Genomic DNA, 13,503 nt, shown 5'->3' on the forward strand with positions numbered 1-13,503 from the left:
CGCACTCAGGTTTTGTGCTGGAAGTGAGAGCGCCCTGGCGGAAGGGGACAGCGATGGGACGTGCGGTCGGGATCGACCTCGGAACCACGAACTCGGTGGTCGCCGTGCTGGAGGGCGGCGAGCCCACCGTCATCGCCAACGCGGAGGGGGCCAGGACCACACCCTCGGTCGTGGCGTTCGCCAAGAACGGCGAGGTGCTGGTCGGGGAGGTGGCCAAGCGGCAGGCCGTGACGAACGTGGACCGCACCGCCCGCTCGGTCAAGCGGCACATGGGCGACGCGCACTGGCGCTTCCCCGGCGACGGCGACATCGACGGCACCCGCTACCGGGCGCAGGAGCTGTCCGCTCGGGTGCTGCAGAAGCTGAAGCGGGACGCGGAGTCCTACCTCGGCGAGGACGTCACCGACGCGGTGATCACCGTCCCGGCCTACTTCGACGACAGCCAGCGGCAGGCCACGAAGGAGGCCGGGGAGATCGCGGGCCTGAAGGTGCTGCGGATCATCAACGAGCCGACGGCCGCTGCCCTCGCCTACGGCCTGGACAAGGAGAACGACCAGACGGTGCTCGTCTTCGACCTCGGCGGCGGCACCTTCGACGTGTCGCTGCTGGAGATGGGGGAGGGCGTCATCGAGGTGAAGGCCACCAACGGCGACACGCACCTCGGCGGCGACGACTGGGACCAGCGGGTCGTCGAGTACCTGGTCAAGCGCTTCAAGGGGCAGTACGGCGTCGACCTGGCGAGCGACAAGATGGCGGTGCAGCGGCTGCGCGAGGGCGCCGAGAAGGCCAAGATCGAGCTGTCCAGCTCCACCGAGACGACGATCAACCTGCCCTACATCACGGCCTCCGCCGAGGGGCCGCTGCACCTCGACGAGAAGCTGACCCGCGCCCAGTTCCAGGAACTCACCTCCGACCTGCTGGACCGCTGCAAGGCGCCCTTCCACCAGGCGGTCCAGGACGCCGGGGTGAAGCTCTCGGCGATCGACCACGTGATCCTGGTCGGCGGCTCGACCCGGATGCCCGCGGTGACCGACCTGGTCAAGGAACTCACCGGCAAGGAACCGCACAAGGGCGTCAACCCCGACGAGGTCGTGGCCGTGGGCGCCGCGCTCCAGGCCGGCGTCATCCGCGGCGACGTCAAGGACGTGCTGCTGCTCGACGTCACCCCGCTGTCCCTGGGCATCGAGACCAAGGGCGGCATCATGACGAAGCTCATCGAACGCAACACGACGATCCCCACCCGGCGTTCGGAGATCTTCACCACCGCCGCCGACAACCAGCCCTCGGTCGGCATCCAGGTCTACCAGGGCGAACGGGAGATCGCCACGTACAACAAGAAGCTCGGCGTCTTCGACCTGACGGGCCTGCCGCCGGCGCCGCGCGGCGTGCCGCAGATCGAGGTGGCCTTCGACATCGACGCCAACGGCATCATGCACGTCTCCGCCAAGGACCTGGCGACCGGCCGCGAGCAGAAGATGACCGTCACCGGCGGCTCGGCCCTGCCCAAGGACGACATCGACCGCATGATGCGCGAGGCCGAGCAGTACGCGGAGGAGGACCGCAAGCGCCGCGAGGCCGCCGAGACCCGCAACCAGGCCGAGCAACTCGTCTACCAGACCGAGAAGTTCCTCCGCGACAACGGCGACAAGATCCCCGCCGACACGAAGACCGAGGTCGAGTCCGCCATCACCGAGGTGAAGGGACAGCTGGAGCAGCAGGCGGACACCGCCACGCTGCGCGCCGGCGTGGAGAAGCTCGCCTCGGTCAGCCAGAAGATGGGCCAGGCGATGTACGCCCAGGCCCAGCAGACACCCACCGAGGAGCCCTCCGGCGCCCCGCGGGACGAGGAGGGCGTCGTCGACGCGGAGATCGTGGACGAGGAGAAGGACCGGCGGGACGACAAGGGCGGCGCCGCCTAGTACCTGCGCGGACGGGACCGGTCCCATCGCCTCGTTCCCCGTCAGCGGAACGCGGCGACGTGACGCCGGGCCCACTCGGCGAACGGGCGGGGCGCGCGGCCGAGGATCCGTTCGGCGTCGGGGCTGACGCGCTGCTCCGCGGGCGTCCCCGACTGTCTGACGGCGTCCTCCAGAAGGCGGACGTACCACCCGGAGGTCCCCCCGAGGGTCGAGTACGAGATCAGCGGGCTCGGCCGCAGCCTCGCGCCGCTCTTCGCGCACCTCACCGAGTGGGCGGACACCCACCTGGGCGAGGTCGAGCGGGCCCGCCAGGTCTACGACGGGTCCTGGCGTCCCGACGCGTCGGGCGGCAGGGTCACGCACACCGCGTCCAGGACGGTCGCGTACGGCGTACCGAAGCGGGTGAGCCTGGAGCGGAGCCGGTCCAGACCGTCGCGGTGGTCCGTCAGGAGCAGGGTGTCGCCGGTGCGGGCCGCGCACTCGAGGACCGCGGGGAGGAAGTCCGGCGGTTCCTCGCCGGTCGTCTCCAGTCCGTGCGCGCGGTACAGCTCCTCGGAGGGCGTCGGCGCCGCCTCGCGCCAGGCGCTGAGATACAGGCTGTGATCCGGCTCCGCCTCGAAGACCTCGACGTAGTGCGCCGCCAGCTCACGCGGTGGGCTGAGCGCCGCGTGGTCGGCGAACTCCCGCAGTTGGGGTGCGGCTTCGCGCAGCAGCGGCAGCCGGGCGCGGAAGGCGTCGTCCGGGAACATCAGGCACAGCGCGGCCGCCTGGTACAGCACCTCGAATCCAGGCATCGGACCTCCTTCCCGTGCGCCCCGCGATCCCGACGGTAGGGGTCGGCAGGGGGGCACACCCGTCGGCGGGGTCCGTACGGGTCACTGTGGCTGAAACCGCCGCTGGAGCGAGTCGCGGCACCCGGAGGGCCCGTTGCGGAAGGCGCTGAACGTGAAGACGGACTTCGCCGCACCCCTCAGTCGAGCGCACCGGCGGCGCCGAGTGTCACACCCCCCGCCTCGGGGCGTTGCTCAGCCTGTTTCCGGCCCACCCGGGGCCTCGCTGGCCCTGCCCACCACCCTGATCGGACCCGACTCGGACTTCTCGGGTGTCACGGCCAGGCCGCGCTGCTGCACCAGGTCGATGGACGCTTCGGCGACACTGAGCACGCCTGGGAGCCGGTGCCGGTGCCCGACCGCATCTGCAAGTCGGTGCACGACTACGTCGACATGGCCCGTCGAGTGCAACCAGGGCGGCCAGTTCGGCTTCGTGGGACTGGAGACCGAGCAGCCGATCTCGGAGGCGGTCGCACGGTGGCTGTCCCGTCCGGCCCGGCGCTGAACCACCGCCGGCGCGTGACTCAGAAGCTCTCGCGGTACTCCCGCAGCAGCCGCTCGGTGCGCTGGGTGGAGGCCGCGCCCGCGGTCATGTGGTCGAGGACTTCCAGGTGCGCGGAGACCTCCTTGCGGGAGTCGAGGTAGAGCGCGCCGGTCAGGTACTCGGTGAAGACCATGTCGGGCAGTTCGGGCTCGGCGAAGCGGAACAGGGAGAACGGCGCGTACGTCCCCGGGTGCGGGCCGTCCTTGAACTCGGCGATCTGGAGCGTGACGCGGTCCCGCTCGGAGTACTCCAGCAGCTTGTCCAGCTGGTCCCGCATCACCTGGCCGTCGACGCTCACCGGCCGCCGCAGCACCGTCTCGTCCATGATCACCCACAGGTGCGGCGGGTTCGGGCGGTCCAGCAGCCGCTGCCGCTCCATGCGCAGCGAGACGTGCCGCTCCACGGCCTGAGGCCCGGAGTTCCCGATGGTGCCGGCCTGCAGAACCGCACGCGCGTACCCCTCGGTCTGCAACAGCCCCGGCACGAAGTGGGGCTCGTAGGACCGGATGATCCGGGCGGCGCCCTCCAGGCTCACGTACAGGCTGAACCACTCCGGCAGCACGTCGTGGAACCGCTGCCACCAGCCCGGCCGGTTCGCCTCCTCGGCGAGCTCGACGAACGCGGTCACCTCGTCCTCGGGCACGCCGTACGCCGTCAGCAGGATCTGCACGTACGGGATCTTGAGCGCGACGTCGGCGGTCTCCATGCGCCGGAGCGTCGCGGGGGCGACGCGCAGCACCCGGGCGGCCTCGTCACGACTGAGGCCCGTCGCCTCGCGCAGCTCCTGGAGCCGCTTGCCCAGCACCACCTGGCCCACGGTGGGTGCGGCCCGCCGTTCACTCACGCCACGCCTCCCCAACGCGCCCAAGCCTGTGATCAGTCTGTCACGTTCCGGCGGCAGTCTCACAGGGGCGCCGACGAGGAGATCGCGGGAAACGGACGCGTCGCCGGGCATTACCCCGGGGGTAATCGACCGGCCGCACACGGCACGGGATCGTGAACGCACCGGGTCCCGGGCCGGCGCACTCCGGCCCGGGACCCGGCACCGGCCGCCGCACCACGACCCGACGGAGGGTGATGCCCCCATGTCCGCGACCAAGCTCGCCACGCTCGCCCGCACCAGTGCGCCGCAGTCTGTGCTGCGCCGCTTCCTCGCCCTGGACGCGGTGGTGACCGGCGCCAACGCGCTCGCCTACCTCGCGTTCTCCGGCCCGCTCGGCCGTTTCCTCGGCGTGGACTCCACGCTGCTGCTCGCCCTGGGCGCGTTCCTCACCGTCTACGCGGCGGGCGTGGGCCTGCTGGCCTCCCGCCGGCAGCCGCCGGTGTTCGGTGTGCGGGCCGTCGTCGAAGCCAACCTCGCCTGGACGGCGGTGAGCCTCGCGGCCCTGGCGCTGTGGCTCACGCCGAGCACGGCGGGTGCCGTGTGGACGGTGCTGCAGGCCCTGGTCGTGGCCGGGTTCGCCGCGCTCCAGCACACGGCGCTGAAGGCCCGTCAGGGGATGAACTCCTGAAGGTACTTGACCGTCGCCGGGTCGGCCGGGAGGAGCGTCTCGATGGCCAGCTCGGCGACGGTCACGTCCATCGGTGTGTTGAACGTGGAGATCGAGGAGATGAACGACAGCGTCCGCCCCTCGTGCTCGATCCGCAGCGGCAGCGCGAAGTGCGGCACCGGTTCCGCGGGCTCCTGAGCCGGATCCGCGGCGGGCACCGGATACGCCGCCACCTCCTCGTACAGCGCCCGCAGCGGCTGCGAGCGGTGCAGCGCGATCTGCCGCTCCATCTGCTCCAGCAGGTGTCCGCGCCAGGCGCGCAGGTTGCGGATGCGCGGCGCCAGGCCCCGCGGATGCAGGGCGAGCCGCATCGCGTTCAGCGGCGGTTCGAGCAGCGACTCGCAGACGCCGTCGACCAGCGTCATGATCCCCCGGTTGGCCGCCACGACGTCGTACAGCGCGTCCACCACCAGCGCCGGATACGGCTCGTAGCCCCCGATCAGCCGTTCGATGCCCTCGCGCAGCGCGCCCAGCGCCGGGTCGTCCAGCGGCGTCTCGGGGTAGCGCGGGGCGTAGCCGGCCGCCAGCAGCAGCGCGTTGCGCTCCCGCACGGGGACGTCCAGGTGCTCGGCCAGCCGCAGCACCATCTCCTCGCTGGGCCGGGAGCGGCCCGTCTCGATGAAGCTGATGTGCCGGGCCGACGAGTCCGCGCGCAGGGCCAGCTCCAGCTGGCTGACCCGGCGCTGTTCCCGCCAGGCCCGCAGCAGCGGGCCCACGCCCTGGCCGGGGGTGGACGGATGAGTGGTCATGCCGGGACCGTAGCCGAGAACCGGTCGCGCCGGACAGGCACACCGCCTGCGACCAGGGCCCTTGACGTCCCGCTGTGGCAGGCTGAGAAGGGAGAAGAGACTCCGGCGTCAGGAAGGGAGCGCTGCCCATGCCCGTCGAACCGCTGTCGCAGAAGGAGGTCGAGGACCGGCTGGCCGAACTGCCGGGCTGGTCGCTCGACGGTGACCGCCTCACCCGCTCCTACCGGCTCGGCTCGCACTTCGCGGCGACGGCGATGGTCGTGCACATCGCCCAGGTCCAGGAGGAGCTCGACCACCACTCCGACCTCACGCTCGGCTACAACACGGTGTCCCTGTCCGTGCACACGCACAGTGCGGGCGGCGCCGTCACCGAGAAGGACGTCGAGCTCGCCCGGAGGGTGGAGGACCTGGCCCCCGGGCACGGGGCACACTGACTGCGTGCTGGACTACGACAAGGAAGCGGAGCGGTACGACGCCTCGCGCGGCGGTGAGCCCAGGGCGGCCGCCGCCGCGGCAGCGGTGCTGAGCCTCGTGCCGCCGGACGCGCGCAGCCTGCTCGACGTCGCCTGCGGCACCGGCATCGTGACCCGCCGGGTCGCGGCCGGGCGCGACGGCATGCGGGTGACCGGCGTGGACCTCGCCCCGGCGATGGCCCGGCAGGCCGCCATCCGGCTGCCCGGCGCCGTGGTGCTCGCCGACAGCCGCCGGCTGCCCTTCCGGGACGGCGAGTTCGACGCCGTGTCCAGCGTGTGGCTGCTGCACCTGGCCGCCGGGTCCGCCGACGTCCGGACCATCGTCGGCGAGTGTGCCCGGGTGCTGCGGCCCGGCGGCGTCTATGTCACCACGGTCGACAAGGCCGCCTCCCACAACGTGGGCAGTGACATCGATGTCGTCCTGTCCTCCCGCCCGCCCAGCCCGGTCCGGGACGCGGCGGCGGACGTCGAGGCCTGCGCCGCCGCGCACGGCCTGGTCCGGGCCGGGCAGGCCCGCTTCCGCGGCCACGGGCAGGGCCGCAGCCCGCGCCGCACGGTCGCCGACCTGCGCCGCGGCTGGTTCGTCACCCTGCCGCCCGGCCACCCGCTCGCCGACGGCTTCGCCACCCGGCTGGCGGAACTCCCCGACCAGGACAGACCCCGCCCCGACCCGCACTTCACGCTCCGCGCGTTCCGGAAGCGGTGACGGGCCTCAGGCCCGGGTGAACTCCATGACCCAGTTGGTCAGCCAGGTTTCCCCGCCGTCCACGGAGAACGCCTGTTCCCAGCGGGCGGTGGCAGGGGAGATCCCCGACCAGACGAACCGCACGCGCACGTCCTTGCCGTCGTAGGTGTCGTCGCCGTGGAACGCGCCCGTCTCGCCCTTCTCGCCCTCGAAGCGGCCGAAGACAGGCGGGAACAGTGTGCCGCTGCGGCTGGACGCCCAGTTCAGCGACCACTCCTCGCGGACCGGGTCGAACAGCCGCAGCGTCAGCCCCTTCGCGCCCAGGTGCGGCATGTCGATCTCGTCGATGTTGGCGGCCCCGTCGAACAGCGGCCGGCACTCGCTCCGTCCCGGGAACTCCTCCCAGCCGCTGCCGGGGTCGAGGAAGTCGGTGCGGCGGCGGTGCAGGACGTTCCAGGTGCCGTGGAAGAAGTCGAAGTCGTGCGGGCTGCTCATGAGCGGTCTCCAGTGGTTCCCTCGGGCAGACGGTCGGCCAGATAGGCGTCGAGGTCGGGGGCGTCCGGGGCGAGCATGTGCCGTACCCAGGCGTCGCGTTCGTGCAGGATCGGCGGCAGCTCCCAGACGCAGCCGATCCACGGCGGGCCGGGCCTGACGAAGTGCGTGGGGTCGCGGTCCGGGCAGCCGAGCACCGGCTGGCCCGCCGCCGCGCCGCCGAAGTGCAGCACGTTGTCCCACACCCAGCTGTACGCGTTCAGATAGGCGCCGTCGTCGCCGCCCCGGTGCAGCACGACGAACGTCGCCGGCGGGGTCCCGTCCGGCTCCGGCAGCAGCTCGGGCAGGACCGCGTACGCCGCCTTCTCCACCTCGGGCGCGAAGCCCTCCGGGTCGGCGGTGACGTGGTAGCGCTTGATCCACCGGCCGGCCACCTCGATCGGCGGCGGCACGGTCAGGAGTTTCTCCGTGAAGGGCATGGCGGGACGCTAGAGCCGCTTCCCTGACATCCTGTGTCAGTGAAGTCCAGCAGACTCGTCTCGATCCTCCTGCTGCTCCAGACCCGCGGCCGGATGACCGCCGCGCAGCTCGCCGAGGAGCTGGAGGTCTCGGTCCGTACCGTCTACCGGGACGTCGAGGCCCTCGGTGCCGCCGGGGTCCCGCTGTACGGCGACGCGGGCCACGCCGGCGGCTACCGCCTGCTCGACGGCTACCGCACCCGTCTGACGGGTCTCACCGCCGACGAGGCCGAGGCCCTCTTCCTCGCGGGCGCCCCCGGCCCCGCCGCGCAGCTCGGTCTGGGCTCCGTGCTCGCCGCCGCCCAGCTCAAGGTGCGCGCCGCCCTGCCGGCGGAGCTGCGTGCGCACGCCGACCGGATCAGCGGCCGCTTCCACCTGGACGCCCCCGGCTGGTACGCGAACGCCGACGACGCCCCTCACCTCCCGGCCGTCGCGGACGCCGTCTGGAGCAGCCGCGTGCTGCACGTCCTGTACCGCCGCTGGCGCGAGCCCACCGACGTGGAGCGCCGCCTGGAGCCCTACGGGCTGGTGCTGAAGGCGGGCCGCTGGTACGTCGTCGCCGGGCCCGGACCGCGGACCTACCGGGTCGACCAGATCCTCGAAATCACCACCCGCGACGAGGAGTTCACCCGACCCGACGGCTTCGACCTGGCCGCGTACTGGACGGCGTACCAGCGAGGCTTCCACGACCGGCTGCACCACGGGGAGGCGGTGGTGCGACTGGCCCCGGGGACGACGCTCACGGGCCCGGCGGGGGAGGCCCTACGGCGCGGCGGACGTACGGACGACGACGGCTGGACCCGCGCCACGGTCCCCATCGAGTCCGTCGACCACGCCCACGCCGAGTTCCTGCGCCTCGGCACGGGCATCGAGGTGCTGGCCCCGGAGGAACTGCGGTCGAGGATCGCCCGGACCGTGGCCGAACTGGCGGAGCGGTACGGCAACTCCCGCCCGCCCGGCGGCGACTGAGAGGCGGAACCCGCCCGTCCCTCCAGGAGGTCCGTCCCGTGAAGCACCCCCACAGGCACCGCAGACGCCGCCTGCTCCTGCCCGTCGCCGCCGTCACGGCCGCGCTCACCGGCGCCGGCCTGACCACGTTCGCCACCGGCGACACTGCCGAGGCGGCAACCGCCCGGCAGGTCGAGAAGCTGGACCGGGGCGTGGTCAGCGTCCACACCGGCAGCGGCAACCTGGTCAGCTGGCGCTGGCTGGGCACCGACCCGAACGACGTGTCGTTCAACGTGTACCGGGCCGGTACCAAGGTCAACTCGACCCCGATCACCGGCTCGACGAACTACTTCCACTCCGGCGCCCCCTCGCAAGCCGACTACACCGTCCGCGCGATCGTGAACGGCGTGGAGCAGGGCGACTCGGTGCACGCGATCCAGTTCCGCACCGGCTACAAGGACGTCCCGATCTCCCCGCCCGCTGGTGGCACCGCCCCGGGCAACTCGGCGTACACCTACGAGGCCAACGACGCCTCCCTCGGCGATCTGGACGGGGACGGTGCCCTGGACATCGTCCTGAAGTGGCAGCCGACCAACGCCAAGGACAACTCCCAGTCCGGCTACACGGGCAACACGATCGTCGACGGCATCAAGCTGGACGGTACCCGGCTGTGGCGTATCGACCTGGGCCGCAACATCCGCTCCGGGGCGCACTACACGCAGTTCCAGGTGTACGACTACGACGGTGACGGCAAGGCCGAGGTCGCCATGAAGACCGCCGACGGCACCAGGGACGGCACCGGCGCGGTGATCGGCAACGCGTCGGCCGACCACCGCAACTCCAGCGGCTATGTGCTGTCCGGTCCGGAGTTCTTGACGATGTTCAACGGCCAGACGGGCAAGGCGATGCAGAGCGTCGACTACGTCCCGGCCCGCGGCACCGTCTCCTCCTGGGGCGACAACTACGGCAACCGCGTCGACCGCTTCCTCGCGGGCACGGCCTACCTGGACGGCTCCCGCCCGTCGCTGATCATGGCGCGCGGCTACTACACCCGCACGGTCATCGCGGCCTGGGACTGGCGTGGCGGCCAGTTCACGCGTCGCTGGACCTTCGACACCAGCTCCTCGACCAACAGCGGCAAGGGCTACGACGGCCAGGGCAACCACAGTCTGTCCGTCGCGGACGTCGACGCCGACGGCAAGGACGAGATCGTCTACGGCGCCATGACCGTCGACGACAACGGCAACGGGCTGTGGACGACCAAGCTGGGTCACGGCGACGCGGCCCATCTGGGGGACCTGAACCCCTCCCGCGCGGGCCTGGAGTATTTCAAGGTCTCCGAGAACTCCAGCTCACCGGGCTCCTGGATGGCCGACGCCCGCACCGGCCAGGTGCTGTGGCAGACGGCCTCCGGCTCGGACAACGGCCGGGGCGTCGCCGCCGACATCTACGCCGGCAGCCCGGGCGCCGAGGCCTGGTCGGCATCCGACACCACCCTGCGCTCGGCCACCGGCGCCGCGCTCGGCCGGGAACCGTCCAGCATGAACTTCCTGTCCTGGTGGGACGGCGACCCCGTCCGCGAACTCCTCGACGGCACCCGCATCGACAAGTACGGCACCTCGGGCGACACCCGCCTGCTGACCGGATCCGGCGTCTCCTCCAACAACGGCACCAAGTCCACGCCCGTCCTGTCCGGCGACATCCTGGGCGACTGGCGCGAGGAGGTCGTCTGGCGCACCAGCGACAACACCGCGCTGCGCATCTACTCGACCCCGCACGAGACCAGCACGAAGATCACGACCCTGCTCCACGACACGCAGTACCGCACGGCCCTGGCCTGGCAGAACACGGCCTACAACCAGCCCCCGCACCCGAGCTTCTTCATCGGCAACGCCATGCCGACGGCTCCCAGGCCGACGGTCTACACCCCCTGAGAAAGCCGAGAGGGCGTATGCCGTCTCCGGCATACGCCCTCACAAGCACGGTCAGGCCACCGTGCAGCTCTGGTCACCCAGCTTGAACTCCGTCGGTTTCGTGTTCGTCCCCGACGAGTCGGCCGTGAAGCCGAAGCTCACGGACGAGCCCGCCGCCACGCCGGCGTTCCAGCCGACGTTCTTCGCCGTCACCGCCGTACCCGACTGCTTGGCCTCGGCGTTCCACGCCTGGGTCAGCTTCTGGCCGTCGGCGAAGGACCAGCCGAGCGACCAGCCGTTCCAGGCGCCGGCACCGGTGTTGGTGAGCTGCACATCCGCCTGGAAGCCGCCCGACCACTGGCTCGTCACCTTGTACGTCACCTTGCAGGCACCGGTCGGCCCGGGCCCGGGGCCGGGCCCGGGACCCGTGGTGCCGCCGTCGGAGCTGTCGCCGTAGATGACGCCACGGCCGTTCGTCGACACGTACACCCGGCCGTACACCCTCGGATCACCGGTGATCGCTCCACCCGTCCAGCCCCACTGGTGGGCGTCGTCGTTGATGCGGGTCCAGCTCGCCCCCTTGTCCGTGGAGCGGAAGATGCCGCGCACCCCGCCGATCTTCGCGCTGGTGTAGAGCGTCTGGTACGAGGCGCCGGGGGCCGCCTTGCCGAAGCCGATGGTGTCGGCCTGCTCGACGTTCGACAGCTTCGTGAAGCTCGTGCCGCCGTCCGTCGAGTGCCACAGGCCGTACGCCCCGTCGCTCGCGCCGCCCGCCAGCCAGACGTCGCCCTTCCCGCCGGGCAGCGCCTTGAAGCGGACGCTGTCACCACCGGGCAGCCCCGTCGCCGGTGACTCCTTGAACGTGGCCCCGCCGTCCGTACTGACGTAGAACTTCCCGGACTTGAAGCCGTAGAAGGTCTTCGGGTCGACGCGGTCCGACTCGACGATCGCCCCGGAGGGGATCCCGCCGGACGCCTGCCACGACGTGCCGAAGCCCGTCGCGTAGTGCACGCCGGCACCCTGCGGGCTCCACACGAACCGGCTGCCGTCGGCCGCCGCCGCGACCGTGCCGCCGCCGCTCACACCCGAGGGGTCGGTCCCCGCGAACCAGTTGGCGCCGTTGTCCGTCGAGAACGAGATGTGCGGACCCGAGTCGAGGTTGCCGACCCGGACGACCGTGCCCGGGTTCGACTCGGCGAAGTCCAGGCTCGTGGTCGTCGTGAAGTTCGGCTGGGTGAACATCATCGACGGCACCTTGGCCAGGTCCGTGTGCCGGAAGCCGCCGACATCACCGAGCGCGCTGAGCAGCGGGGCCCCGGACGGTGGAGAGGCGAGGTCGTTGACCGCCGTCTCCTCCAGCCCCTGCACCATCGGTTTGACGGCGAACTTCCCGCCGCTGTCCCAGTTCGTGAGATTCTCGGTGCCGTAGATCGTCGCGCCCGTCCCGTACATCATGCGGTTGGAGTTGAACGGGTCGATCTCCAGGGCCTCCGTCATCCACCCGAGCTTCGGGGTCTGCTCCGGCGGCTGCGGGTTCGCGCCCCAGGTCAGCCACGGCGAGGACGACACGTCCATCGTGTAGCGGTTCTCGCGGTTGGGGTACGACGTGTAGTCCCACGCCTTGGTCCAGGTGGCGCCGCTGTCCGTGGAGCGGAAGATCTGCGTGTCCGGCCACCAGGCGCTGTACGCGGTCGCCATCACTGTGCCCGGCTTCTGGCGGTCCACCGTCAGACCGCTGAAGCCGTAGAACGTGTCGGCCTCCGCCACCGGGCTGATGTCCTTCCAGGTCCCGGTCCCGGTCGCGTACCGCCACAGCCGGCCCTTGCCGCCGTCGTACGGGCCGCCCTTGTCGCTGTAGGCGAGGTACAGATAGCCGTTCTTCGCGTCCAGGACGCCCTTGTGGGCGAGATGACCGGTGGGCTGCCCGGCCAGCCGCTGCCAGGTCGCGCCCGCGTCCGTCGAGCGGTACACCGCGTTGTCCTTGTCGGCGACCCCCACGTAGATCGTCTTGGTGGCGCTGCCCGAGGTGCCCGTGGACTCGTCGAAGGTGACCCAGACGATGCCCTGGTTGTCGGAGGCGTAGCCGCTCGTGTCGCTCGGGTCCTGCGCGTAGTTGCCGACGTTGGGGAAGTTCGCCACCTGCGACCAGGTCACACCCGAGTCCGTCGACCGCCACAGCCCCTTGCCGCTGGGCGCGCCCAGATACAGCACGCTGTTGCGGTTCGGGTCGACGGCCAGCCGCTCGCCCATGCCCCGCCCCGGCATGTTGCCGCCCAGCTTGAACGGCAGATGCGCCTTCTGCCAGCTCGCCCCCCGGTTGGAGGAGCGCATGACCGCACCGTTCTTCGGATCCCAGCTGTTGGTGTACGTCCCGACCGCCGCGTACACCTTGTCCGGATCGACGGAGTCGGAGGCGATGCTGACGACCCCCGTGTGCCCCCAGTCGTCCCAGCCGACCGAGTCCAGCAGCGGCGTCCAGGTCTTCGACGCCTCCTGCCACCGATAGGCACCGCCGATGTCGGTCCGGGCGTAGGCGAGGTTCTTCTCGCTCCGGTTGAAGACGATCCCGGGGACAAATCCGCCCCCGTCGATCCGGGCGTTCTTCCAGGAGTAGGTATCGGCAGCGATCTTCACCGACGGCGGATCAGCGGCCAGGGCGCCGGGCGCACCCGACAACAACCCGGCCGCCAGCGCGAGCACGGCCGTGAGAATACGGGTTCTTCGCACGGTGGGGTTCCTTCCGTGAGGGGGAACGTGCGAGAGCCGGGCGGCCCCAGTGCGGGTGGAGCCGCCCGGCCGTGGCCCCGCGTCAGGTGCAGGGCCACGTACGCAGAGCTTCGGACGCTGTTCGGGGGCGCGGGGCTGCCTCGATATGCGGCTCC

The 13,503-nt window shown here is 71.4% G+C and carries 12 protein-coding genes and 2 pseudogenes; 7 read left to right on the forward strand and 7 right to left on the reverse strand.

Going from position 1 to position 13,503, the window contains the following annotated elements:
* Positions 1-53 precede the first annotated feature (53 nt).
* Positions 54-1,919, forward strand: coding sequence for a molecular chaperone DnaK (dnaK, locus tag QF034_RS34095; RefSeq protein ID WP_307178529.1), 1,866 nt, complete (start codon positions 54-56; stop codon positions 1,917-1,919).
* A 41-nt stretch (positions 1,920-1,960) separates the two neighbouring features.
* Here dnaK and QF034_RS34100 read toward each other — a convergent pair.
* Positions 1,961-2,065 (reverse strand): annotated as a pseudogene (locus tag QF034_RS34100) (NmrA family transcriptional regulator); the annotation flags it as partial.
* Between the two features lie 31 nt (positions 2,066-2,096).
* On the opposite strand from QF034_RS34100, the pseudogene QF034_RS34105 reads away from it, so the two are divergent.
* Positions 2,097-2,240: pseudogene (locus QF034_RS34105) on the forward strand (winged helix-turn-helix transcriptional regulator); the annotation flags it as partial.
* Here QF034_RS34105 and QF034_RS34110 read toward each other — a convergent pair.
* Positions 2,234-2,713, reverse strand: coding sequence for a nitrate reductase molybdenum cofactor assembly chaperone (locus QF034_RS34110; RefSeq protein ID WP_307178530.1), 480 nt, complete (start codon positions 2,711-2,713; stop codon positions 2,234-2,236). The pseudogene QF034_RS34105 and the gene QF034_RS34110 overlap by 7 nt on opposite strands.
* A 560-nt stretch (positions 2,714-3,273) precedes the next feature.
* Positions 3,274-4,137: a Sco1979 family transcriptional regulator gene (locus QF034_RS34115; RefSeq protein WP_307178531.1), complete on the reverse strand. Its 864-nt coding sequence runs from the start codon at positions 4,135-4,137 to the stop codon at positions 3,274-3,276.
* A 241-nt stretch (positions 4,138-4,378) separates the two neighbouring features.
* Here QF034_RS34115 and QF034_RS34120 point away from each other — a divergent pair, with 241 nt between their 5' ends.
* The gene (locus tag QF034_RS34120) at positions 4,379-4,804 is read left to right on the forward strand and encodes a hypothetical protein (RefSeq protein ID WP_307178532.1); all 426 of its coding nucleotides are present in this window, start codon (positions 4,379-4,381) and stop codon (positions 4,802-4,804) included.
* Here QF034_RS34120 and QF034_RS34125 read toward each other — a convergent pair.
* Complete coding sequence (locus tag QF034_RS34125; protein WP_307178533.1) at positions 4,786-5,592, reverse strand: helix-turn-helix domain-containing protein; 807 nt, start codon at positions 5,590-5,592, stop codon at positions 4,786-4,788. The genes QF034_RS34120 and QF034_RS34125 overlap by 19 nt on opposite strands.
* A 128-nt stretch (positions 5,593-5,720) precedes the next feature.
* Here QF034_RS34125 and QF034_RS34130 point away from each other — a divergent pair, with 128 nt between their 5' ends.
* Both QF034_RS34130 and QF034_RS34135 read left to right on the forward strand, forming a co-directional pair.
* Positions 5,721-6,026, forward strand: a complete 306-nt coding sequence (locus tag QF034_RS34130) for a 4a-hydroxytetrahydrobiopterin dehydratase (RefSeq protein WP_086563618.1) — start codon at positions 5,721-5,723, stop codon at positions 6,024-6,026.
* Between the two features lie 4 nt (positions 6,027-6,030).
* Entirely contained in the window at positions 6,031-6,771 is a 741-nt protein-coding gene (locus tag QF034_RS34135) for a class I SAM-dependent methyltransferase (protein ID WP_307178534.1), read from the forward strand.
* A 6-nt stretch (positions 6,772-6,777) separates the two neighbouring features.
* On the opposite strand, the gene QF034_RS34140 is transcribed toward QF034_RS34135, so the two are convergent.
* Both QF034_RS34140 and QF034_RS34145 read right to left on the reverse strand, forming a co-directional pair.
* The gene (locus QF034_RS34140; RefSeq protein ID WP_307178535.1) at positions 6,778-7,245 is read right to left on the reverse strand and encodes a hypothetical protein; all 468 of its coding nucleotides are present in this window, start codon (positions 7,243-7,245) and stop codon (positions 6,778-6,780) included.
* Entirely contained in the window at positions 7,242-7,721 is a 480-nt protein-coding gene (locus QF034_RS34145; protein ID WP_307178536.1) for a hypothetical protein, read from the reverse strand. The genes QF034_RS34140 and QF034_RS34145 overlap by 4 nt, the downstream gene beginning before the upstream one ends.
* A gap of 39 nt (positions 7,722-7,760) precedes the next feature.
* On the opposite strand from QF034_RS34145, the gene QF034_RS34150 reads away from it, so the two are divergent.
* Together QF034_RS34150 and QF034_RS34155 are read left to right on the forward strand one after the other, a co-directional pair.
* Positions 7,761-8,729 carry a helix-turn-helix transcriptional regulator gene (locus QF034_RS34150; RefSeq protein WP_307178537.1) on the forward strand — a complete coding sequence of 323 codons (969 nt, stop codon included), beginning with the start codon at positions 7,761-7,763 and terminating at the stop codon, positions 8,727-8,729.
* 38 nt (positions 8,730-8,767) lie between these two features.
* Positions 8,768-10,642, forward strand: a complete 1,875-nt coding sequence (locus QF034_RS34155) for a rhamnogalacturonan lyase (RefSeq protein ID WP_307178538.1) — start codon at positions 8,768-8,770, stop codon at positions 10,640-10,642.
* A gap of 51 nt (positions 10,643-10,693) precedes the next feature.
* Here QF034_RS34155 and QF034_RS34160 read toward each other — a convergent pair whose 3' ends face one another.
* Entirely contained in the window at positions 10,694-13,348 is a 2,655-nt protein-coding gene (locus tag QF034_RS34160) for a cellulose binding domain-containing protein (RefSeq protein WP_307178539.1), read from the reverse strand.
* Between the last annotated feature and the right edge of the window lie 155 nt (positions 13,349-13,503).

Source organism: Streptomyces africanus (assembly GCF_030816955.1).
Taxonomy (GTDB): Bacteria; Actinomycetota; Actinomycetes; order Streptomycetales; family Streptomycetaceae; genus Streptomyces; species Streptomyces africanus.